This window comes from Bacillus sp. PK6-16 (assembly GCF_056530295.1).
In genome coordinates this window covers 365,054-386,499 of the sequence record NZ_CP096511.1, presented here as the reverse complement: position 1 = coordinate 386,499, position 21,446 = coordinate 365,054, and the positions used below count along the sequence as shown (strand labels likewise).

Annotated in this window: 22 protein-coding genes, 1 tRNA gene and 1 pseudogene; 10 read left to right on the top strand and 14 right to left on the bottom strand. The window is 37.6% G+C overall.

The genetic code is table 11. From position 1 onward, the window contains the following. Positions 1-30: 30 nt before the first annotated feature. The 7 genes from M1D66_RS01835 to M1D66_RS01805 all read right to left on the bottom strand — a co-directional run bounded on the left by M1D66_RS01835 (position 31) and on the right by M1D66_RS01805 (position 7,472). Positions 31-1,215 (bottom strand): phosphoglycerate kinase, encoded by a 1,185-nt coding sequence (locus M1D66_RS01835; RefSeq protein WP_001036350.1) that lies wholly within the window; start codon positions 1,213-1,215, stop codon positions 31-33. A gap of 139 nt (positions 1,216-1,354) precedes the next feature. Continuing rightward, complete coding sequence (gene gap / locus M1D66_RS01830; protein WP_000161236.1) at positions 1,355-2,359, bottom strand: type I glyceraldehyde-3-phosphate dehydrogenase; 1,005 nt, start codon at positions 2,357-2,359, stop codon at positions 1,355-1,357. 26 nt (positions 2,360-2,385) lie between these two features. Continuing rightward, positions 2,386-3,414 (bottom strand): gapA transcriptional regulator CggR, encoded by a 1,029-nt coding sequence (gene cggR, locus M1D66_RS01825; RefSeq protein ID WP_001258185.1) that lies wholly within the window; start codon positions 3,412-3,414, stop codon positions 2,386-2,388. Between the two features lie 135 nt (positions 3,415-3,549). Continuing rightward, positions 3,550-3,795 (bottom strand): glutaredoxin family protein, encoded by a 246-nt coding sequence (locus M1D66_RS01820; RefSeq protein ID WP_000869730.1) that lies wholly within the window; start codon positions 3,793-3,795, stop codon positions 3,550-3,552. A 9-nt stretch (positions 3,796-3,804) separates the two neighbouring features. Continuing rightward, a complete protein-coding gene (gene rpoN, locus M1D66_RS01815; protein ID WP_242554948.1) occupies positions 3,805-5,112 on the bottom strand; it encodes an RNA polymerase factor sigma-54 in 1,308 nt (435 codons plus the stop codon). A 251-nt stretch (positions 5,113-5,363) separates the two neighbouring features. After that, entirely contained in the window at positions 5,364-6,584 is a 1,221-nt protein-coding gene (locus M1D66_RS01810; protein ID WP_001243610.1) for an ABC transporter permease, read from the bottom strand. Between the two features lie 3 nt (positions 6,585-6,587). Continuing rightward, positions 6,588-7,472: an ABC transporter ATP-binding protein gene (locus M1D66_RS01805; RefSeq protein WP_242554947.1), complete on the bottom strand. Its 885-nt coding sequence runs from the start codon at positions 7,470-7,472 to the stop codon at positions 6,588-6,590. A 283-nt stretch (positions 7,473-7,755) separates the two neighbouring features. Here M1D66_RS01805 and M1D66_RS01800 point away from each other — a divergent pair. After that, positions 7,756-10,106: pseudogene (locus M1D66_RS01800) on the top strand (sensor histidine kinase). Between the two features lie 3 nt (positions 10,107-10,109). Further along, positions 10,110-10,751: a response regulator gene (locus M1D66_RS01795; RefSeq protein ID WP_000621765.1), complete on the top strand. Its 642-nt coding sequence runs from the start codon at positions 10,110-10,112 to the stop codon at positions 10,749-10,751. A 94-nt stretch (positions 10,752-10,845) separates the two neighbouring features. Here the strand turns inward: M1D66_RS01795 and M1D66_RS01790 are convergent. Continuing rightward, positions 10,846-10,921: transfer RNA gene (locus tag M1D66_RS01790), tRNA-Arg, on the bottom strand. Between the two features lie 204 nt (positions 10,922-11,125). Between M1D66_RS01790 and M1D66_RS01785 the strand changes: the two genes are divergently transcribed. From M1D66_RS01785 to clpP, 8 genes are all read left to right on the top strand, one after another. Then, entirely contained in the window at positions 11,126-11,332 is a 207-nt protein-coding gene (locus M1D66_RS01785; RefSeq protein ID WP_000216166.1) for a DUF1657 domain-containing protein, read from the top strand. 93 nt (positions 11,333-11,425) lie between these two features. Beyond that, positions 11,426-11,911 (top strand): YhcN/YlaJ family sporulation lipoprotein, encoded by a 486-nt coding sequence (locus M1D66_RS01780; RefSeq protein WP_001228545.1) that lies wholly within the window; start codon positions 11,426-11,428, stop codon positions 11,909-11,911. Positions 11,912-11,940: 29 nt separating this feature from the next. Further along, complete coding sequence (gene spoVAC, locus M1D66_RS01775) at positions 11,941-12,417, top strand: stage V sporulation protein AC (RefSeq protein ID WP_000146953.1); 477 nt, start codon at positions 11,941-11,943, stop codon at positions 12,415-12,417. Beyond that, on the top strand, positions 12,418-13,434 hold the full coding sequence (gene spoVAD, locus M1D66_RS01770) for a stage V sporulation protein AD (RefSeq protein ID WP_000938972.1): 1,017 nt from the start codon (positions 12,418-12,420) through the stop codon (positions 13,432-13,434). After that, positions 13,431-13,781 carry a stage V sporulation protein AE gene (gene spoVAE, locus M1D66_RS01765; RefSeq protein WP_000575919.1) on the top strand — a complete coding sequence of 117 codons (351 nt, stop codon included), beginning with the start codon at positions 13,431-13,433 and terminating at the stop codon, positions 13,779-13,781. The genes spoVAD and spoVAE overlap by 4 nt, the downstream gene beginning before the upstream one ends. Positions 13,782-13,792: 11 nt before the next feature. Continuing rightward, complete coding sequence (locus M1D66_RS01760; protein WP_000215909.1) at positions 13,793-13,999, top strand: DUF1657 domain-containing protein; 207 nt, start codon at positions 13,793-13,795, stop codon at positions 13,997-13,999. A 20-nt stretch (positions 14,000-14,019) separates the two neighbouring features. Beyond that, positions 14,020-14,889, top strand: coding sequence for a DUF421 domain-containing protein (locus M1D66_RS01755; protein WP_000018924.1), 870 nt, complete (start codon positions 14,020-14,022; stop codon positions 14,887-14,889). A 240-nt stretch (positions 14,890-15,129) separates the two neighbouring features. Continuing rightward, on the top strand, positions 15,130-15,711 hold the full coding sequence (gene clpP / locus M1D66_RS01750) for an ATP-dependent Clp endopeptidase proteolytic subunit ClpP (protein ID WP_001049162.1): 582 nt from the start codon (positions 15,130-15,132) through the stop codon (positions 15,709-15,711). Positions 15,712-16,667: 956 nt separating this feature from the next. Here the strand turns inward: clpP and M1D66_RS01745 are convergent. From M1D66_RS01745 to M1D66_RS01720, 6 genes are all read right to left on the bottom strand, one after another. Continuing rightward, on the bottom strand, positions 16,668-16,916 hold the full coding sequence (locus tag M1D66_RS01745) for an HPr family phosphocarrier protein (RefSeq protein ID WP_000250307.1): 249 nt from the start codon (positions 16,914-16,916) through the stop codon (positions 16,668-16,670). Positions 16,917-16,939: 23 nt separating this feature from the next. Further along, positions 16,940-17,890, bottom strand: a complete 951-nt coding sequence (gene whiA / locus M1D66_RS01740) for a DNA-binding protein WhiA (protein WP_000006558.1) — start codon at positions 17,888-17,890, stop codon at positions 16,940-16,942. Between the two features lie 88 nt (positions 17,891-17,978). Beyond that, positions 17,979-18,932, bottom strand: a complete 954-nt coding sequence (locus M1D66_RS01735; RefSeq protein ID WP_000712188.1) for a gluconeogenesis factor YvcK family protein — start codon at positions 18,930-18,932, stop codon at positions 17,979-17,981. A 3-nt stretch (positions 18,933-18,935) separates the two neighbouring features. After that, positions 18,936-19,817 (bottom strand): RNase adapter RapZ, encoded by an 882-nt coding sequence (gene rapZ / locus M1D66_RS01730; RefSeq protein ID WP_000138459.1) that lies wholly within the window; start codon positions 19,815-19,817, stop codon positions 18,936-18,938. Between the two features lie 20 nt (positions 19,818-19,837). Further along, positions 19,838-20,296: an NUDIX hydrolase gene (locus M1D66_RS01725; protein WP_001190080.1), complete on the bottom strand. Its 459-nt coding sequence runs from the start codon at positions 20,294-20,296 to the stop codon at positions 19,838-19,840. 229 nt (positions 20,297-20,525) lie between these two features. Continuing rightward, positions 20,526-21,332, bottom strand: a complete 807-nt coding sequence (locus M1D66_RS01720; protein ID WP_000455197.1) for a DUF368 domain-containing protein — start codon at positions 21,330-21,332, stop codon at positions 20,526-20,528. Between the last annotated feature and the right edge of the window lie 114 nt (positions 21,333-21,446).

Below are 21,446 nucleotides of genomic sequence, written 5' to 3'. Positions count from 1 at the left end.
TTTGCACCGTCCTTTTTCTTTGGCTGCTACTTATTTGTCGTTAAGACAAACTACACCTGGAAGCTCTTTACCTTCCATGAATTCTAATGACGCACCGCCGCCAGTAGAAATGTGGCTCATTTTATCAGCCATACCGAATTTTTCAACAGCTGCTGCAGAGTCACCACCGCCGATAACAGAGTATGTATCTTCTGCATCTGCTAATGCTTGTCCTACTGCTTTTGTACCTTCTGCGAATGGAGTCATTTCGAATACACCCATTGGTCCATTCCATACAACAAGCTTAGAATTTTTAATTACATCTGCATAAATTTCACGTGTTTTAGGACCGATGTCCACGCCTTCCCAGTTAGAAGGGATAGAGTCGATACCAACGATTTTAGTTGTTGCAGTTTCAGAGAATTCCTCAGTGATTACAACATCAACTGGCATGTAGAAGTTTACGCCTTTTTCTTTTGCAAGTTGCATAAATTCTTTAGCTAGTTCGATCTTGTCGTCTTCACATAGAGATAGACCAATTTCATGACCTAAAGCTTTAACGAATGTGTAAGCAAGTCCACCACCGATGATTAAGTTATCTACTTTGTCTAATAGATGACGAATTACACCGATTTTATCTTTTACTTTCGCACCACCGATAATAGCTGTAAATGGACGTTCTGGGTTAGAAAGTGCTTTACCAAGTACATCTAACTCTTTTTCCATTAATAGACCAGATACTGCTGGTAGGTAGTCTGCGATACCTGCTGTAGAAGCGTGAGCACGGTGAGCTGCACCAAATGCATCGTTTACGAAGATGTCAGCAAGTGCTGCAAATTCTTTCGCAAGTTCTGCATCGTTCTTTTCTTCGCCCGCATAGAAACGTACGTTTTCAAGAACTAATACGTCGCCTTCGTTCATTGCTGCAACCATTTCTTGTGCAACTGGTCCGAATGCTTCGTCCGCTTTTTTAACGTCTTTACCAAGAAGCTCGCCTAAACGTGCTGCTACTGGAGTTAAACGCATTTCTTCTACTACTTGACCTTTTGGACGGCCTAAGTGACTTGCTAAAATAACTTTCGCACCTTGCTCTACTAAATATTGAATTGTAGGAAGAGCTGCACGGATACGAGTTTCATCTGTAATTTTGCCTTCTTTCATAGGTACGTTGAAATCAACGCGGCAAAATACACGCTTACCTTTTAAATCTACGTCACGAATTGATTTTTTGTTCATTGGATTTCCCTCCGACTACTAGTTAGGATTGACAAAACCCACTCAAAAGCTTAACACATTTGCTTTTAAAACGAAAGAAGAGAGAGAGGGAACAAACCCTCTCCCTCGTTTTGTCATTGATAACTTATATAATTAAGAATTAAAGACCTTTTGAAGTCATGTAAGCTGCTAAGTCTACTACGCGGTTAGAGTAACCAGTTTCGTTATCGTACCAAGAAAGTACTTTAACCATGTTACCTTCCATTACCATTGTAGATAATGCATCGATTGTAGAAGAAGCTGTACATCCGTTATAGTCGATAGATACTAATGGCTCTTCGCTGTATCCAAGGATACCTTTTAATTCGCCTTCAGCTGCTGCTTTGAATGCTGCATTTACTTCTTCAACTGTTACTTCTTTGTCAAGTTCAACAACTAGGTCAACTAGAGAAACGTTAGCAGTTGGAACACGTACAGCGCCACCGTTTAATTTACCTTTAAGTTCTGGTAATACTAATGCTACAGCTTTAGCTGCACCAGTAGATGTTGGGATCATGTTTTCAGCTGCTGCACGAGCACGACGTAAATCTTTGTGTGGTAAGTCTAAGATTTGTTGGTCGTTAGTGTAAGAGTGAATTGTTGTCATCATTCCGCGTTTTACGCCGAATTTTTCGTTTAATACTTTAGCGAATGGAGCTAGACAGTTTGTAGTACAAGAAGCGTTAGATACTACGTTGTGGTTAGCTGCATCGTATTGTTCGTGGTTAACACCCATAACTACAGTGATATCTTCGTCAGAAGCTGGAGCTGAGATGATAACTTTCTTAACTGATCCACCTAAGTGTTTCTCAGCGTCTGATTTTTTAGTGAAACGGCCAGTAGATTCTACTACTACTTCTACTCCGTAGTCGCTCCATGGTAATTGAGCTGGGTCACGCTCAGCGATAACTTTAATTTCTTTACCGTTAACAACGATGCTGTTTTCGTTAGCAGATACTTCTGCATTTAAAGTTCCGTGAACTGTGTCATATTTTAAAAGGTGAGCTAATGTTTTAGCATCTGTTAAGTCATTGATTGCTACTACTTCTACCTCAGAGTTGTTAAGAGCTGCGCGGAATACGTTACGTCCGATACGTCCAAATCCATTAATACCAATTTTAGTCATTTGAATTTCCTCCTTGGGGGATTATATTAAAGGGTAAAACCCTTTGTTAACTGTTTTGCTGCACCTTCATCTGTAATTAGAATTGAAGTGTGCCCTTGTTTAATTACAGCCTGTATTGCTTTTGCCTTTGAAGAACCTCCAGCGACTGCAACAACGTGAGATACATTTTGTAAATCCTCTAGTTGCATACCAACTGTTCTTACTTTATGAACAACATTTCCTTCTTCATTAAAGTAGTAACCGAAAGCTTCGCCAACTGCTTCGCTTGCCTGAATCTTTAACCAATCTGCTTCTGAAGTACTTCTGCGACGTGCCATTGTTAACGCATCACCTATTCCATGAATGACGATATTGGAAGATCGAATCAACTCAAGAACTTCTTTCACGGAAGGCTCTGTCACAATAGACGCATATGCTTCGCTGCTAACATGATCTGGAACATACAATAAGCGATAATTACTCATCGTATTTTGCGCCATCTTGGCACAAATGGTATTGGCTTCTAACTCGACGCCTTCTCCAATTCCACCACGTGCTGGGACAAATAGCATATGTAAATCTTTGCAATCAAGTTGCATCATGTCCGCAGCAGCAGCTAGCGTAGTTCCTCCAGCCACAGCAACGATATTATTCGCTGTCAGACGGTCTTTTATACAAGTCACACAAGCACGGCCCATCTCCAGTTTGACCCAAGGTGATTCATCACTATCACCAGGGACAACGAAAACTTCATCCAAGTCTAATGTTTCCTTAAGTTGCTTTTCTAAAACCTTTAACCCGGAAATTTCTTTCATAAAGTCTTCCAAAGCAAGAACTAAAGCTGTTCCTTCTTCTGTCAAAGTCATTCCAGAAGAAGCGACGTGAACTAAGTTTTGTTCTTTCAAAACTTGAACTTCACTTCGCAATACTCGTTCTGTCATACCGAGACTTGCTGATAAGTTTCTTCTTCCAATCGGCTGCATGAGCCTAATGTATTGAAGAATTTGCATTCTCGTTTGCATAACAGGTAGCAGATCAGGTAATAATTTTTTTGTGTTCTGAATCCATGAGCGCATATCTTTTCTCCTCACTACATCGGTTCATTTTCCCTCGTGGTCACTTTACGTCCCGTAGTGACATTTTGTGTCCCACATAGGTTAAAAAAATAATCCCTGCTACGTGTATTATTGTAACAGGAGATAGAAACTTATTCAACTCTTAACTGCATTCTTTATATAGTTTATTATGACACCTTTGTGAATGTTACCATATTCTACTTGTTTTCCGTCCATTTCTACAACCGGAATCATTAAGTGATATTTTTCTAAAAGGTCATTATCTTCATATATATCTATTTCCTCGATTTGAAAAGAATATTCACATTGTACTTCCTGTAAAACTTGTTTTGCCTTCACGCAAAGGCCACAATCTTTTTTAGTATACAGTACAACTTTCATCTTCTTCACCTATCCGATCGTTTTTCGTAATGACGAAGCTGGGATATGCATTTGTTCTCTATACTTCGCCACCGTTCTTCGAGAAATAACAATTTCATGCTCTTCTTCTAATAATTTTGAAATCTTTTGATCTGAAAGTGGCTTTTTCTTATCCTCTGCCCCAATTAGCGTTTGAATAAATTGTTTTACACGTTTTGTAGAAACTGCTTCATCTTCAGTCGTCGAAACGGCATTGCTAAAGAACGATTTCATCTCAAATAAACCGTGTGGTGTTTGAACATATTTATTTCGCGTCGCACGACTAATTGTCGATTCATGCACACTTAACTCTTCCGCTACCTCTTTTAAAGCGAGAGGTCTTAAATACTCTGGACCTTTCCAGAAGAAATCACGTTGTTTTTCCATAATAATAGTCATTACTTGCAGCAGCGTCTGTTTTCTCTGCTTCAAACTGCGCATAATCCACTGCACATGCTGATACTTTTCTGATACGTAAGATGCTACTTCACTTTCACTATTATTAAGAAGCGCACTATATTCAGAATGAATTTCAATTCTCGGCATATTTCTCTCGTTCATTTGTAAGACGAGGCGATCGCCATCTTTTTTCACCGCCATATCAGGTACAATGTAAAGTGGTTTATCTGAAGAAAACGCAAGACCTGGTTTTGGTTGTAATGACGTTATACAATTTACCGCACTCTGCAATTCCTCATTACTACACTTCAACACTTGAACAAGCTTTCGCCAATCTTTCTTCACGAAATAAGCGAAATGATCTTCTACAACCTCTTCTGCTAATCCATTACGTCTTTGTAAGCGCTTCAATTGTAAAGTTAAACATTCCTGAATATTACGCGCCCCTACCCCTGCTGGTTCCAGTGATTGGACAAGCTCTACAGAGCGGTCGACTACATGAATCTGTGCAGAAAGGAGCTCTGCTAACTCTTCATTCGTTTCTTGTAAATATCCATTTCCATCCATGTTCATAATAATGAAAGAAGCTACTTTTCGCTCTTCTTCATCTATTTTATAATACTGTATTTGATTTAATAAATGTTGCTGAATCGTTGTAGAATCCACACTGTAGATCTCCATCTGATTCTCGACTTGTTTGCTGGTACTTTTACTGTTGTTAGAGCTCTTTTTCTTCTCCCTCTCAAAACCACCTAACTCAATAAGGGGATTCTCTAACGATTGCTCATACAAAAACTCCGATAATTCTTGTACATTATACTGGAGCATTGTAATCGCTTGCCTTAACTCTTGTGTCATTGCCAAACGTAAGCTTTGTTCTTGTAAAAGACTTGCCTTCAAACTAATCTCCCCCTTGTTTCTATTGTACAATAAGTTTGGTAAAAGGAGAATCCTCACGCAGACACCCATTCCAAAATATTATTAATTTATATGTATTAATGAGATTTACAACTTACAACCGAAATTTGAATAATATTGAAAGAAAATAATAATATTTATTTTTTAACACTAAGTACTAATAGTAAATATTAATACAAGATATTAAAATGAGCAATAAAAAAAAGAGAAGATCCCATCTTCTCTTCCACTAATCAACTATTTTTCAAAAGTTGAAATAACTTCAAGCTCTTACCGCTTCGCAAAATACCCTTTGGATATACTTTCGCAGCAAATAAAGAAATCAGGCTAATACTACTTAACAGAACCAATATAGACGCTGCAATTTCCATACCACTCACAGACCCATTAATAATCCTAACTATCATACTAATTGGAGCTGTAAACGGTACATATGATGTCACCCTTGATACTAGCCCTTCAGGGTTATCAAGTACTACTAATAACTCCACCACTAAGCTCCCCATCAATATAAGAGTAATTGGCATCGTTGTTCCAGATAATTCTTCTGGCCTGCTTACCATAGAACCAAACACTGCGAAAAGTGCCGCATAAACGAAGTAACCGAGAACAAAATATAACAAGAAATATGCAGCGTGCTCACCTGTAATCATATTTACATCAATATTCACTCCAAAAAACGAATCCGATACTTTAAAAATTCCAGATTTAATATATAGCGCCATACTAAAGAAGAAGATAAATAACTGTGTCAAACTAGCAAGACCGACTCCTAAAATTTTCCCGAAAACCATATGGACAGGAGATACTTTTGTGACCATCACTTCCATAACACGTGAGGCTTTCTCTGATGCAACTGCTGTCGCGATAGCATTTCCATATGAAGTGATTGCTAAGTACATAATCGCTACTAATAAATATACTAGTAAAAATGAACTTGTTTCTTCATTATTTAAGTTTTGTTTTGTCGCTTGCACGTTCATCGTCAGTGATTTCACAGCCTCTTCTGATAACTGCTGCTTAACTACCGCACTTTGAAAATACTGATTTTGTACAAATACCTGTGCACTTTGAATCAACTTAGGATTATCTAGCTTCATAAAGTAATCTAATACTGGTTCAGCACCCGCACCCTCTTTTAATATAAAGAGCGCTTCGACTTTCTTATCTAACAATTCTTGCTTATATTGATTTAATTTTGTTTTATCTCCCAAAGACCAATCCCATTCTGGAAGAGCTTTACTAAGATTAGATTGATCCACCGTAACATTAGGTACTTCAGAAATAAATACAACCTTTGCTTTTTCTTTCTCTCCAGAAAACTTTTGTACTAAAGTTGGAAAAGAGAATAAGAATATCCCTCCTCCTATTAATAGCAATGTCATCCCAATAAATATTTTCGTTCTCACACGGTCCCAGTACGTTTGCCCTAAAACAATCCAGAAATTCCTCATTACTTATGCACCCGCCTTTTCAACAAAGATTTGATGTAAAGAAGGTTCTTTAATAGAAACATCTCGGATATATTGTTTAGTTTTAATATCTTCAAGCAGCGAAAATGCATCCTCTCCATCATTAACTTTAATCATGAACGTACGATTAACTTTTTCAAAATTGAAATTCTTCTCCTTAAGAATAGGTTCAATATCCCCTTCCGTTTGCAACGTCATATATTTATATTGATAACTTTTCTTAATATCTGACAAGGCACCCGATAATACAAGTTGACCGTTTTTCATAATACAAATTTCCTCACAGAACGTTTCTACACTGTCCATTTGATGACTACAAAAAATAATCGTTTTTCTTTGCGCAATTAACTCGAGCACAACATTTTTTAACATCTCTGCATTTACAGGATCCAATCCACTAAATGGTTCATCTAGTATGATGAATTCCGGATTATGCAATATCGCTGAAATCAATTGGATTTTTTGTTGATTTCCCTTTGACAATTCCTCTGTTTTCTTCTTTAAATGTGGTGTCATTTCTAATTTTTCTAGCCATTGTAACACATGCCTTTTTGCAAGATTAGCTGGCATTCCTTCTAACTTGCCGAAATACACCAATTGCTCCACTACATTCATTTTCGGGTATAATCCACGCTCTTCTGGTAAATAGCCAATAGATAGGTCTTTCTTTGAAAAAGGGCGATTATTCCATAGAATTTGGCCGCTATCCGGTTTGATTAAATCTAAGATCATACGAATCGTTGTCGTCTTACCAGCACCATTTCGGCCCAGCATCCCTAAAATTCCACCTTCTTCTACACGTATATTTAAATCATTAACGGCTTTATATTCACCAAATGTTTTATTTAATCCTTGAATTTCAAATGCCATCCATAACAGCTCCTTTTAGCTTTTTACGAAATAAATAACCGCCATTCCTAATACAATCCCGCCTACCATCAACAAAAACTTTTTCATAACTATTTCCTCCTTCATTGACTTGTTAAGTTGTATCTTTATCATAGACTTCTTTCTGATGCTATTGCCCGCAATCCGTACTGTATTTACCGTAAAAAAAGCGAACCACTCTTATGTGGTTCACCGCAATTTCAACAGATGAAGTTGATTGTATGAAAACTTCTTAAATGTTATTATAAAAATATTCAGAAATTAAATGATGTACCTACAAAGAGAGGTGTCCAAACCGTTGCAGATACAACGTAACTTCGTTTTCATTTCATGTGTAACTATCCTGTATTTTTGTTTACAAGGCTATATCTTATATAAAATAAACCAACCATATAGCGGCGTTCTTATTTCTAAAACAGACTCAGCTACATACACAATAGCAAAAATTAATTCCTCCGGTTGGGCTTTTCATACAGACTTAAAAGAAGGAGATATAATCTATTCAATTAATAAAGAGAAACCTCATTTAGGAATACTTCCTGGATATCAAAACCAATCACTAACTGCATCTGAAATACAAGTTAAAAAAGACGATATTACTCAAACTTATAAAGGAACAGAACATTTCATTGATTATCGTGACAAAATCATTTCTGTATACTTCCCCTTCCTACTCGCTTTTATTTGTTTAGGGTTATCTATTTTTCTTTATACCAAGAAGCCTTTGAACCGAGAAACATTCTTTTTGATCACGTTTCTATTCATGACTTCCTCAAGTCTTCTAATTGCAGTTGAATCTGGTAAAGGTGATTTTATCGCCCTCATTATTTTAAGTATTGTATTTCAAGGTACACCTATGTCTCTCATTTTATTATTGAATGAATTATTCAAGAAAAAACAACTATACGTCATTTCTATGAGATTTCTAAAAATCGACATTGCAATTGGCATCATTTTACTATCACTCTCTATTTTAATGATGTTCATTCCATTTCCCGTAGTTAATACCGATGGATTAGAACTAATTTACCTTTCAATAAATATTATCTTTTGCATATACTTTTTAATCCGTGCCTATATCAAATATCACAATACAGTACATAAACCATTTTTAAAATTAATGCTCACGATCCATTCCATTGCCTTCTTTCCGTTCGTTACACTCTATGCTCTTCCAGATGCAATATTCAGTACACCGATTCTCTCAGCAGATATTGGAGCTATGTTCCTAATCGCTCTTCCAATCGGTTATTTTTATTTAGTAGCGACTAAGCAGATTTTTGATATAGATTTTGTATTTGATCGTTTACGATATTACGCATTTCTGTCACTAATCCCAACTCTATTAATTGCAATCATTACGAGCTGGAGCATTTATGACAAAGACAATTTTCTCTCTCGACTGCTGCAAAGTTTTATTATTATTTTCCCGTTAAACATTCTATTTCTCATATTAAAAGAAAGATTAGATTTTACATTCCGTAATCACCTCTTTCGGACTAAAACAAACTTATACGTAAACATTGAACAGTTTACCGCACAGCTATCATCTATTATGAAAACAGAAGAGTTAGAGAAAAAATTCACTAATGAAATCGTTTCGATGTTGAAACCTTCTTTTGTTCAATTTGTTCAATATGATATGAAAGACAACACATATACACAATGCAACGGGTATGGACAAACGAAAGATTTCACACTTTCTAAAAAGAAAAAATGGAGTATGGCAGCATTACTAATTAATGATTTATTAGAGGATGATGGATGCATCGGCATTTACTTATACTCTACTAAACATATAAAACACTACATCTGGATTGGAAGAAAAGTGAATAATATTAAATATAATACGCATGAAAAATCATGGTTCATCACTGTCACGACATACGTCCGTCTTATTTACGAAAACTTGTATACCATTAATGAAATTATTCATTCTCTAGAGCAGGAGAGTTTAGAATCCAAAACAAATTCTGCAAGCTTATCACGCCTACTCTTTCAAATTTCTGAACAAGAAAGGCGCCGACTCGCTTCAGATTTACACGACTCTGCATTACAAGATCAAATCGTATGGTACCGCAAACTAGACTCTTTACTAAAAAACAAATCCGTTCCACTAGAATTAAAAAATGAACTAAAAAAAATCCCTTCGGTATGCACGATGTAATACAACAAATTCGCGACACATGTAATGAATTGCGTCCATCACTTTTATCAGATGCTGGTTTAATTGGTGCATTAAGAGAATTGCTAGCCCAAACACAATTACGCGTGCAGTTTCAAATTCAATTTGATCATGAATCAATTCAAGAACATCATTACGATTTTGACAAAATTTTATCTTTATATCGTATCATTCAAGAACTACTAACTAACGCAGATAAACATTCCGAGGCAACCATCGTATCGATTTTTTTATGGGAAGAGAATAACTGTATTTTCCTAGACTACCGAGACAACGGCAAAGGTTTTAATATAGACACTCCCCACTCTCCTAAGCAGCATATGGGGCTTTCCGGTATAAAAGGAAGGCTTCAATCAATTGGTGGAGAAATACATATAGTATCCGAAGCTAAAAAAGGACTTCAAATAAACATTACAGTTCCGAGGTGGTAAATAATGATTCGAGTATTAATTGTAGATGATCATCAAATTGTAGGCGAAGGAACAAAGAGCATGATTGAATTAGAAGAAGATATGCAAGCAGAATATATTTTAAATGAACAGGAAGCACTTATAAAAAGTGATGCTACACCTTTTGACGTATACCTCTTGGACATGAATATGCCCAATTGTAGTGGTATTGAACTCGCCCAGAAAATATTACATATTCAAACAGATGCAAAAATCATTTTATATACAGGTTTTGAATACGTATCCCAATTCAATTTATTAATAAACTCTGGTATCAGCGGAATTATTAGTAAATCAGCTTCTCAGCAAGAGCTATTAATGGCAATTCGTGCAGCTGTAAACGGATATACTTTACTTCCTATTTCGTTATTACGTCAACTACGTACAGACGATATAACGACTCAACAACTTGAAAATAAAACCGCTCTTCTTACACAAAAAGAATTAGAAATCTTAGAATCCGTCTCTAAAGGAAGTAGCAATAAACAAATTGCTGATGAACTGTACATGAGTTCAAGAGCTGTAGAATACAACCTAACAAAAATCTTCAAAAAATTAAAAGTAGGATCACGCTCCGAAGCTTTAACAGAAGCAATGAGACAAGGCATTTTGAAAGTACACATATAAAATGAGACTTCCATCAGTTTATTTTGTTTAACCCTCAAATAATGAGATAAATAAAAAAGTCCTAACCTACAAAACGTAAGTTAGGACTTTTTGACGCGCCCAGAGGGATTCGAACCCCCGGCAGACGTGGTACCGGAAACCACCGCTCTATCCGACTGAGCTATGGGCGCATGATTATAGAAAACACTTCATTTTCTTCTCATAATAATAGCAATAAAATCCATCTAAATCAATAAAAATATCCCCATAATACCTTATACACCTTAGCTAAAAGCATATAAAATCTATTCCACCCCTAAATTTTCCAATCATAAATTCACCCCAACTCACAAATTATAATCTTTGAATTGATATTCCAAAGGGGGCTTCATTCAATGACTGTAATTACAAAATTAAAGCAAACTGTTTCTGGATTAAAAAGTGCACAAGCTAGCTTAGAGGGATTCGCTCTTGATACGGATAACCAACAAGCTAAGCAACTTTTCCAAACAGCTGCGCAGCAAACACAAACGATTATCGATTCTTTAAACCCACGCGTTGAAGAAGTCCAACAAGAAGAACCACAATACTCACAGCAATAACGAATCAGATTTGCTGTGAAATAGAAAAAGGATGATATGCAGTCATCCTTTTTCTATCACATTACATATTGCAATAGAAATGGAATGATAATTATGCGAAAACTCGGCCTCATAACCGCATTATTTGCACTTCTATTTAGCTCTTTTACCGGATGTGATAATAGTCCTTTAGATAAAAAAGTGAAAGAAGAAGCAAAACGAACGGAGAAAGAAAAAGGTCCAAAGTTAACAAAGACGAGTACGGAATCCTTTAATCAATCTATATCACAAGGAGCGAAAAAAAGAGCTCTCGCTATGGATGAAATTATAAAAAGCACAGCAGTAAATTCAAATTTAGATCTCTACATAGCAGTTACACCTGAGCATCACGAAAGGTTTGGATTAAAGCCGCTGCGTAAAAAGCTTCAAAAGCAACTAAGTGATGAGCACCCTACTTTCGATGTTCGTGTCAGTACAGATAAAAAAATCTTTATGTTACTCGAAAAACTCGAAAGAAAAATTAAGGAAAAAGAAGTATCTAAAGATGAAATTAATAAACAATTAAAATTCATTGGTAAAAAAATGGAGTCTAACACTTAACGCTTTTTAAAAGAAAAGGAAGGATTGCAATGGCTAGTAAAGATAAAAACTTAACCCCTGTACAACAGGAGTATAAAAAATTCGAACAAGAACGCGAACCGAAACGACCTGTCTTAAAAAATTGTATAAAAGCCTTTTTCGTCGGTGGTTTTATTTGCTTCATCGGACAACTCATTTCTACTTTTTACATCACATATTTTGATTTCACTGAACGCTCAGCAGGCAATCCAACAGTCGCAACTCTCATTTTCATCTCCATGTTACTAACTGGATTTGGTATATATGATCGTTTTGGACAGTTTGCCGGAGCAGGTACAGCTGTACCTGTTACTGGATTTGGTAACTCTGTTATTGCCGCATGTATTGAGCATCGAACGGAGGGATTTGTCCTTGGCGTTGGCGGCAATATGTTTAAACTAGCTGGTTCTGTTATTTTATTTGGTGTATTTTCCGCTTTCGTCATCGCACTTATTAAAACTATTCTCGTTCAATGGGGAGGGCTATAAATGTTACAAGGACACCGAACGTGGGTATTTGAAAACAAACCAGTCATTATCTCAACAGGGGTTGTCGGTGGACCATTTGAAGCAAAGGGGAACATCCCAGAAGACTTCGATATCCTTCATGAAGATTTATGGCTCGGACAAGATTCCTATGAAAAAGCACATAAAATTTTATTCGAAGAAGCTTGTAGTCGCGCTACTGAAAAAGCAGAGCTTCGTAAAGATGATATTCAATTCGTACTCGCAGGAGATTTAATTAATCAAATTACTCCAACAAGCTTTGCTTGCCGCACACTGGGCACTCCTTATCTCGGATTATTCGGGGCTTGCTCTACTTCTATGGAAGGTTTAGCACTTGGAGCAAGTATCGTAAATGCAAAAGGTGCAAAATATTTATTAACTGGAGCTTCAAGCCATAATACTGCTGTAGAAAAACAATTCCGCTACCCTACCGAATACGGTGGACAAAAGCCGCCTACTGCACAGTGGACAGTAACCGGAGCAGGAGCCGCTATTTTAAGCGATACTGGCCATGGTCCAAGAGTAACATCTGCAACGATTGGGCGAGTTGTTGATATGGGATTAACGGATCCGTTTAATATGGGAGGCGCAATGGCTCCAGCTGCAGTTGATACAATTGAAGCCCATTTACGTGAACGCCAAATTGATGCCTCTTACTACGATTTAATCGTAACAGGTGATCTCGGACATGTAGGACGCGAAATTGCTTATGACTTACTACATAAACACGGAACGAAAGTAACGAGCGAACAATTTCAAGATTGCGGAATTATCATTTATAGAGAAGGACAACCTGTCATAGCTGGTGCTAGTGGGCCTGGATGTTCCGCAACAGTCGTGTACGGTCATTTATTAAACCGAATGAAAAGAGGAGAGTTCAAAAAAATACTTGTCGTTGCGACAGGCGCTTTACTATCTCCACTTACATTCCAACAAGAAGAAACGATTCCGTGTATCGCTCATGCCGTTTCGATTGAATTTGGAGGTGCAACGCAATGATTTTTTTCTGGGCTTTCGTCATTGGCGGACTCATATGTGTAATCGGCCAACTTATGTTTGATGTCGGCAAACTAACACCCGCTCATACAATGGCAACACTCGTTGTTGCTGGAGCTATATTAGATGGATTTAATTTGTATGAGCCATTAATTGATTTCGCTGGAGCCGGGGCAACTGTACCTATTACAAGCTTTGGTAATGCCCTCGTTCATGGCGCAATGGAAGAAGCTGCAAAACATGGCATCGTTGGCGTTATTACCGGCATGTTTAAAGTAACGAGCGCCGGTGTATCAGCAGCTATTATTTTCGGCTTCATTGGAGCATTACTATTCAAACCGAAAGGATAAGAGGTATTTATATGACTGTTATCGCTAGCGTAAAAACTTGCCTTGCTAGTGTAAGGGGCGCCCAAGCAAGTTTAAGCTCCCTTTCATTAAATTCACAAGACGAAGAATCAAAACGCGTATTTCATGAATGTATGTTAGAAATGGACAGCGTCATCGCTGATTTAAAGGATAGAATTTCAGTATTAGAACGTGAAGAACCTCAATATAAAGGGTTTTAAGTAGACTGGAGGAAACGACTATGTCTCACCTGCCGGAATGGACACTTGTCATTCTTCGCTCTGTATTCATATTAATTATTTTATTCGCTATTACGAAATGGTTAGGGAAAAGACAAATCTCTCAGCTTTCCTTTTTTGAATACATAGCCGGAATGACGATTGGTGACATCGCTGCCCAAGTATCTACAGGGCTCGATTCAAAATTTTTTCACGGCGTCTTTGCGATACTCATTTTCGCTGTGGTACCTTTTTTAACAGGAATCCTCTCTTTAAAGAACAAAACAGCTCGGGACTTCTTTGAAGGGAAATCTACCGTATTAATAAAAGACGGAAAGATACTCGAAGATAACTTGAAGAAAGAAAAATATACGAGTGACGAATTACTGGAACTTCTCCGTGGAAAAAGTGCGTTCAGCGTAGCTGAAGTCGAATTTGCTGTCTTAGAACCAAGCGGAGAATTAAATGTATTATTAAAGAAAGATTCCCAGCCACTTACAGCAAAAGACATCGGTTTAAAAGTACCAAACGAGAAAGAACCACAAACTGTTATTATGGATGGAAATGTACTAGATGAACCTCTTTCAGCAAGCGGACATAACCGCGCTTGGCTACATTCAGAATTAGAAAAACTCGGTGTTGTTATTGAAAATGTCTTCCTCGGTCAAGTGGATTCATACGGACAACTTACTATCGACATTTACAATGACAAACTCCAGATGCCTTCTCCTCAAAACAAACCTTTATTATTAGCATCTTTAAAAAAATGTCATGCTGATCTCGAACTATTTTCCTTAGAAACAAAGTCGAAATCAGCAAGCGAAATGTATAGTAAAAACGCGAAACAAATCGAAAAGATTTTAAATAAAGTAACCTATCTTTTAAAAGACTAATTATCGAAAGAACGCTTCAGTTAAAAGGCGTTCTTTTCTTTTTTCTCCAGTTTTCATAACGTTTAAATTTATGTAATTCGGTTATGATGTTGAAGATACATAAGCAGGGAATTTCGAAAACATAGCGAATATTTCATGGTACAACTACATATTTTTTTGATTTAAAGTGGTTTCGTTTGACCTTTATTGACCATAATTGTATTATAAGACTAAGAAAGCTTTATAAGGAGGAAATAACAGATGAATTTAATTCCTACAGTAATTGAACAAACAAATCGTGGAGAACGCGCTTACGATATTTACTCTCGACTATTAAAAGACCGCATCATTATGCTTGGTAGTGCAATTGATGACAACGTAGCTAACTCAATCGTTTCCCAGCTTTTATTCTTGGAATCTCAAGATCCAGAAAAAGATATTCACATCTACATCAACAGCCCTGGTGGTTCTATCACAGCGGGTATGGCAATCTATGATACAATGCAGTTTATTAAACCACAAGTATCAACAATCTGTATCGGTATGGCTGCATCTATGGGTGCATTCTTACTTGCAGCAGGTGAAAAAGGAAAACGTTACGCACTTCCAAACAGTGAAGTAATGATTCACCAACCACTTGGTGGAGCACAAGGTCAAGCGACTGAAATCGAAATCGCTGCAAAACGTATCCTATTCTTACGTGAAAAACTAAACCAAATTCTTGCTGACCGCACTGGTCAACCACTTGAAGTACTACAACGCGACACAGACCGCGACAACTTCATGACAGCAGAAAAAGCTTTAGAATACGGTTTAATCGATAAGATCTTTACAAATCGTTAATAACTAAAAGCGAAAGCGGCTCGTTCAGAATCGCAGGGCGATGGAGTCCCTGATTCCGAGGCGCTTTTTGCCTCGAATGAAGGGGCGAAGCGACCGGAGATTCTAGCCGCTGGAGCTGGATACAACTAAAAGCGAAAGCGGCTCGTTTAGAATCGCAGGGCGATGGAGCACCTGATTCCGAGGCGCTTTTTGCCTCGAATGAAGGGGCGAAGCGACCGGAGATTCTAGCCGCTGGAGCTGGATACAACTAAAAGCGAAAGCGGCTCGTTTAGAATCGCAGGGCGATGGAGCACCTGATTCCGAGGCGCTTTTTGCCTCGAATGAAGGGGCGAAGCGACCGGAGATTCTAGCCGCTGGAGCTAGATACATAAAAAAAGCGAAAGCGGCTCGTTTAGAATCGCAGGGCGATGGAGCACCTGATTCCGAGGCGCTTTTTGCCTCGAATGAAGGGGCGAAGCGACCGGAGATTCTAGCCGCTGGAGCTAGATACATAAAAAAAGCGAAAGCGGCTCGTTTAGAATCGCAGGGCGATGGAGCACCTGATTCCGAGGCGCTTTTTGCCTCGAATGAAGGGGCGAAGCGACCGGAGATTCTAGCCGCTGGAGCTAGATACATAAAAAAAGCGAAAGCGGCTCGTTTAGAATCGCAGGGCGATGGAGCACCTGATTCCGAGGCGCTTTTTGCCTCGAATGAAGGGGCGAAGCGACCGGAGATTCTAGCCGCTGGAGCTAGATACATAAAAAAAGCGCCCTATTACAGGGCGCTTTTTTATTATCATGCACCTCCGTCTGGATACCCACCCTGGTATTCACCTAAATATATCAACGGTTCGACACAACATATCGATTTACCGACAATCTACGACAAGGACAAACCACCTACATACCCCCTATCCCGAAAACTCCCTTTAAGTAAACCGCAAAAACAAAAAGCTATCGCATATACGCGATAGCTTCTTATTGTACATATGCAGCTAATGCTTCTAAAGCCTCTTCTGCATCTGAACCTTCTGTTGTAATTGTTATCATGCTTCCAGTTCCAATTGCTAAGCTCATAATCCCCATTATGCTCTTTGCATTTACTGTCTTTCCATCTTTCTCGATGAAGATATCTGCATGAAAGCGATTTGCCTCTTGTACAAACAACGCAGCCGGACGTGCTTGTAAACCGTTTTTTAATGAAACCTGAACTCGTTTTTGAACCACAGCTCCATTTCCCCTTTAACCTCTTATTTTTTTACTAACGTTTCCCCCGCGCGTAATTTCTCTGCGATTTCATCGATTTTACGCAAACGATGATTAATACCCGACTTACTAATCTTCCCCCCGGATACCATCTCACCTAACTCTTTCAATGTTACATCTTGATAATCTCTTCGTAATTGTGCAATCTCTTGTAATTTATCCGGCAAAATATCAAGACCAACTGTCTCATCAATATAACGAATATTTTCAATCTGTCTTAGTGCTGCACCAATTGTTTTATTTAAATTAGCTGTTTCGCAGTTCACTAAACGATTTACAGAATTACGCATATCACGTACGATTCGAATATCTTCAAATCTTAAAAGTGCATTATGAGCACCTATAATATTTAAAAACTCTGTAATTTTTTCTGCTTCTTTCAAATACGTAATGTACCCTTTTCTTCTTTCCAACGTCTTACTATTTAAATCAAATCCGTTCATCAGTTCACATATAGCATCATTATGTTCCTTATATAACGAAAAGATTTCTAAATGATAAGATGATGTCTCTGGGTTATTTACCGAACCACCTGCTAAAAATGCGCCACGTAAGTACGATCGTTTACAACATTTCTTCTCAATCAATTCTTGTGATATATTTCGAATAAATGAAAAGTCATCTCGAACGATATGAAGATCAGCTAATATTTCGCGAGACTTCTCAACAAGCCGCACAATATATACATTATTTTTCTTCAAGCGCATTTTTTTACGGACAAGCAATTCTACCGTCACGTCATATCCTTTTTTCAAAAGCGTATAAATCCTTCTTGCAATTGCCGCATTTTCCGTTTGAATATCGATAGATAGACGACGGTTTGAAAAAGAAAGCGACCCGTTCATTCGAAGTAACGCTGATAATTCTGCTTTCTCACAGCATTCCTTCATCTCAAGATTCGTCAACTCTTTCTTTGTTTCTGATGCAAATGACACAGTCAACACCTCCTTATACGATTATTATGGAACAAAATTCTTGTCCTATATGAATGAGGAGCGCTACCTCAAACGAGGCAACGCATATTTATAACAATGAATATAAAATGGACGCTAACTTTAACGTATCATGCCTTACAACATGATCATCATACTTCGCTAATCCCTCTTGAATAACATCAATATTATTTTCAACAAAACGTTCTTCATCCACTACAACTGGTGTAGACATTTCTTCCTCATATGACTTGCGTAATTCACAAGGAATCTCACGGTTATTTACAATTGCAGTATTGATAAATGGTTGCCCTAAATGATCGTGTAACGCCTGCACATGATCAAAAGCAGTATATCCCATCGTTTCACCCGCTTGTGTCATAACGTTACATACATATACCTTCTTCGCCTTTGCAGCAAGAACAGCGTCTCCAATTTTGTTAACAACTAAATTGGGCAATATACTCGTATACAAACTTCCAGGACCGAAAACAAGTAAATCAGCTCGTTTAATCTCAGCCAACGTTTCATGCAATGGCTCTACATCTTCTGGAGTTAAAAAGACACGATTAATCTTCTTTCCGTAATAAGGAATCTTTGATTCACCTGTTACAATTTCCCCATCTTCAAGTTCCGCATGAAGTACCGCACTTTGATTCGCTGCTGGTAATACACGTCCTCTAACATTTAATACTTTACTTGTTTCTGTAATTGCATGGAAAAAGTCTCCTGTAATCGAGGTCATACCTGCCAACAATAGATTTCCTAACGCATGACCTTTCAGTCCGTCTCCTGTTGTGAAACGGTGCTGAAATAAAGCTTCCACCAGTGGCTCTACATCCGATAACGCAACAAGTACGTTACGGATGTCACCTGGAGGTGGAATTTCTAGCTCATCACGTAATCTACCCGAACTGCCACCATCATCAGCAATTGTAACAACTGCTGTAATATCAACAGGATATTGCTTTAATCCTCTTAATAAAACAGAGAGTCCAGTTCCGCCTCCCATGATGACAATTTTAGGCTTTCTCTCTTTTTTCATCCCTTAATGGCCCTTTCTCTTCTCCACATCACGATGAGATACATGAACACTATACTCTGGTTTCAAATGTTTCCCAAGGTATTCTGTAAGCGTAACAGAACGATGCTGTCCACCTGTACATCCAATTGCAATTACAAGTTGACTTTTGCCTTCTCTTTTATAATGAGGCAGCATGAAAGTAATCAGATCCGTCAACTTCTCTAAAAACTTATGTGTCTCATTAAATTTCAGTACATACGAAGAAACTTCTTCATCTAGTCCTGTTAATGGCTTCATATGTGGAATGTAATATGGATTTGGTAAAAAACGAACATCAAATACTAAATCTGCATCAATTGGAATACCGTACTTAAATCCAAATGACATAACATTTACACGAAATGCTTGCTCAGTTTCTGTTGAGAACAAGTGAACAATTTTTTCACGTAATTCTTTCGGTTTTAAATCCGATGTATCAAGCACAATATTCGCTCGTGCCTTCATATCTGTTAATAAATTACGCTCTGCTTCGATTCCCTTTAACGGCAAACCAGTTGGTGCAAGTGGATGCGAACGTCTCGTTTCTTTATAACGAGTTACAAGCGTACTATCTTTCGCATCTAAAAATAAAATATGAGGAATAATCCATGTACGTTCTGATAAATCATCAAGTGCTCCCCATAAATGTTCAAAAAACTCGCGGCCACGTAAATCAATACCAAGTGCCACTTTATTCATTTTCCCTTTTGAATCCGCCATAAGCTCAATAAACTTTGGCAATAACATCGGTGGTAAATTATCCACACAAAAATATCCTAAATCTTCAAAACTTTGTAAAGCTACTGTTTTTCCAGCTCCAGACATCCCTGTAATAATTACCATTTTTATATCATTATTCTCTGTCATTGTATCCTCTCCTTGACGGTTTAACTCGGATCTAATCGATATGAAAGCAACTCAAAATCTGGGGTATATACAAATGTACCGTAGATTATGCCATTTCCTTTAATTAAATAATCAATAATGTGATAATCTCCTGGCGCCATTGCTAAATCATCAATTTTATCAAATGTATGCCAACCAATGATGCCTTCTTCGCTCTCTAGTTTGTTTTCTCCTGCAAAATCTGTCGCTAAAAAGGAGAACATCATCCATTCAGAAACAACTTTATCACCTTCTTGGATGACAAAGGTGAAGACCCCCTTTAACGCTGGGTTTTTCAAATAAATACCTGTTTCTTCACGATACTCGCGAACAACGGAATCTCTTACAGTCTCACCACGCTCCATTTTCCCGCCTGGTGCAACCCACCAATTTCGACGAGGTTTTTGGAGTAAGAGTACTTCATTATCTCTAATTAACACACAGTTTGTCACTCTTTGCATGTTTCTTCACCTCAGCTACTTGCAGTAAAATTCCTCACTGCATACTTCTTTCATTATACTATCAAAAACAGTTTGCTACAACGAAGGAGCCAGTCCTCTTTCGCTAAGCATATGCTACTCAGCAATTTTAAAAAAGCTTTCTATAACAAGCAATGTAAATGCTTAGACTTTTAATGAATAGCATGAAAAATCCCCTTAACGCTTTTTATCGCCAAGGGGATTAAAGTACTTATTTCTTACCGAAATAAGTAACAATCGCAAATCCTAAAACAAAGGTAATAATTGAACTTATAATTGAAAATCCGCCAGTCGGAATCCCAGGGAATACAATTACAATCGAACCGATTACAAGTCCAATAATTGCCGCAAATGTCATACTTTTATAACGATCTAATAAAAAACTAATGCCTTTACTACTTACAACAAATCCAACCATAACACCAGCACCGATAACCACGATTAAAGGTAAGTTAAGTGTAGTTAAAGCGTTAATTGCTGTTGGATACACACCAATAATTAATAAAATAAACGATCCACTAATTCCAGGAAGCAGCATGGCCATACTAGCCATCCATCCTGCGAAAAATAAACCAATTGCATTTAAAATTGTTAACGTCGTAATTGGATCTGCTGCCTTATCTGGTTTAAAGAAAGCTGTAATCGCAACAAGAATTGCTGCAACTATTAATAAAACAATGTGTTTACCTTTAAACGACGACTTTGCATCAGCTTCTCTCATTAACATCGGTAATATACTAATAATTAAACCGAGAAAGAAAAATTGAGTCGGTTCATAATGATTTGCAAGTAAATATTTAATAACGTGACTTAACGTTAAAAATGCCGCTGCCACACCAGCTGCAAGTGGAATTAAAAATCCTAAATGTTTTTTCCATTCACGACTAAAGAATCCACTAATTGCCGCAAGCAATTGTTCATAAATCCCTAACACAACAGCGATTGTACCGCCGCTCACACCAGGAATTAAATCACTAACGCCCATACAAAATCCACGATATATATTACGCCATTCCATACTGAATAAATTCCTCATTTCTTATAGTGATTTTTTCCGTAAAGTCCAGTATATCAATAAGAAAGCTTATAATCCTTATATTTTTTGACAAAACTTTGACATTTTCACACAAAA

What these genes read in the sequence shown, in the direction of transcription:
- M1D66_RS01835 (WP_001036350.1), bottom strand. Translation starts at nt 1,215, where the DNA reads ATGAACAAAAAATCAATTCGTGACGTAGATTTAAAAGGTAAGCGTGTA.
- gap (WP_000161236.1), bottom strand. Translation starts at nt 2,359, where the DNA reads ATGACTAAAATTGGTATTAATGGATTTGGACGTATCGGACGTAACGTA.
- cggR (WP_001258185.1), bottom strand. Translation starts at nt 3,414, where the DNA reads ATGCGCTCATGGATTCAGAACACAAAAAAATTATTACCTGATCTGCTA.
- M1D66_RS01820 (WP_000869730.1), bottom strand. Translation starts at nt 3,795, where the DNA reads ATGAAAGTTGTACTGTATACTAAAAAAGATTGTGGCCTTTGCGTGAAG.
- M1D66_RS01810 (WP_001243610.1), bottom strand. Translation starts at nt 6,584, where the DNA reads ATGAGGAATTTCTGGATTGTTTTAGGGCAAACGTACTGGGACCGTGTG.
- M1D66_RS01805 (WP_242554947.1), bottom strand. Translation starts at nt 7,472, where the DNA reads ATGGCATTTGAAATTCAAGGATTAAATAAAACATTTGGTGAATATAAA.
- M1D66_RS01795 (WP_000621765.1), top strand. Translation starts at nt 10,110, where the DNA reads ATGATTCGAGTATTAATTGTAGATGATCATCAAATTGTAGGCGAAGGA.
- M1D66_RS01785 (WP_000216166.1), top strand. Translation starts at nt 11,126, where the DNA reads ATGACTGTAATTACAAAATTAAAGCAAACTGTTTCTGGATTAAAAAGT.
- M1D66_RS01780 (WP_001228545.1), top strand. Translation starts at nt 11,426, where the DNA reads ATGCGAAAACTCGGCCTCATAACCGCATTATTTGCACTTCTATTTAGC.
- spoVAC (WP_000146953.1), top strand. Translation starts at nt 11,941, where the DNA reads ATGGCTAGTAAAGATAAAAACTTAACCCCTGTACAACAGGAGTATAAA.
- spoVAD (WP_000938972.1), top strand. Translation starts at nt 12,418, where the DNA reads ATGTTACAAGGACACCGAACGTGGGTATTTGAAAACAAACCAGTCATT.
- spoVAE (WP_000575919.1), top strand. Translation starts at nt 13,431, where the DNA reads ATGATTTTTTTCTGGGCTTTCGTCATTGGCGGACTCATATGTGTAATC.
- M1D66_RS01760 (WP_000215909.1), top strand. Translation starts at nt 13,793, where the DNA reads ATGACTGTTATCGCTAGCGTAAAAACTTGCCTTGCTAGTGTAAGGGGC.
- M1D66_RS01755 (WP_000018924.1), top strand. Translation starts at nt 14,020, where the DNA reads ATGTCTCACCTGCCGGAATGGACACTTGTCATTCTTCGCTCTGTATTC.
- clpP (WP_001049162.1), top strand. Translation starts at nt 15,130, where the DNA reads ATGAATTTAATTCCTACAGTAATTGAACAAACAAATCGTGGAGAACGC.
- M1D66_RS01735 (WP_000712188.1), bottom strand. Translation starts at nt 18,932, where the DNA reads ATGAAAAAAGAGAGAAAGCCTAAAATTGTCATCATGGGAGGCGGAACT.
- rapZ (WP_000138459.1), bottom strand. Translation starts at nt 19,817, where the DNA reads ATGACAGAGAATAATGATATAAAAATGGTAATTATTACAGGGATGTCT.
- M1D66_RS01725 (WP_001190080.1), bottom strand. Translation starts at nt 20,296, where the DNA reads ATGCAAAGAGTGACAAACTGTGTGTTAATTAGAGATAATGAAGTACTC.
- M1D66_RS01720 (WP_000455197.1), bottom strand. Translation starts at nt 21,332, where the DNA reads ATGGAATGGCGTAATATATATCGTGGATTTTGTATGGGCGTTAGTGAT.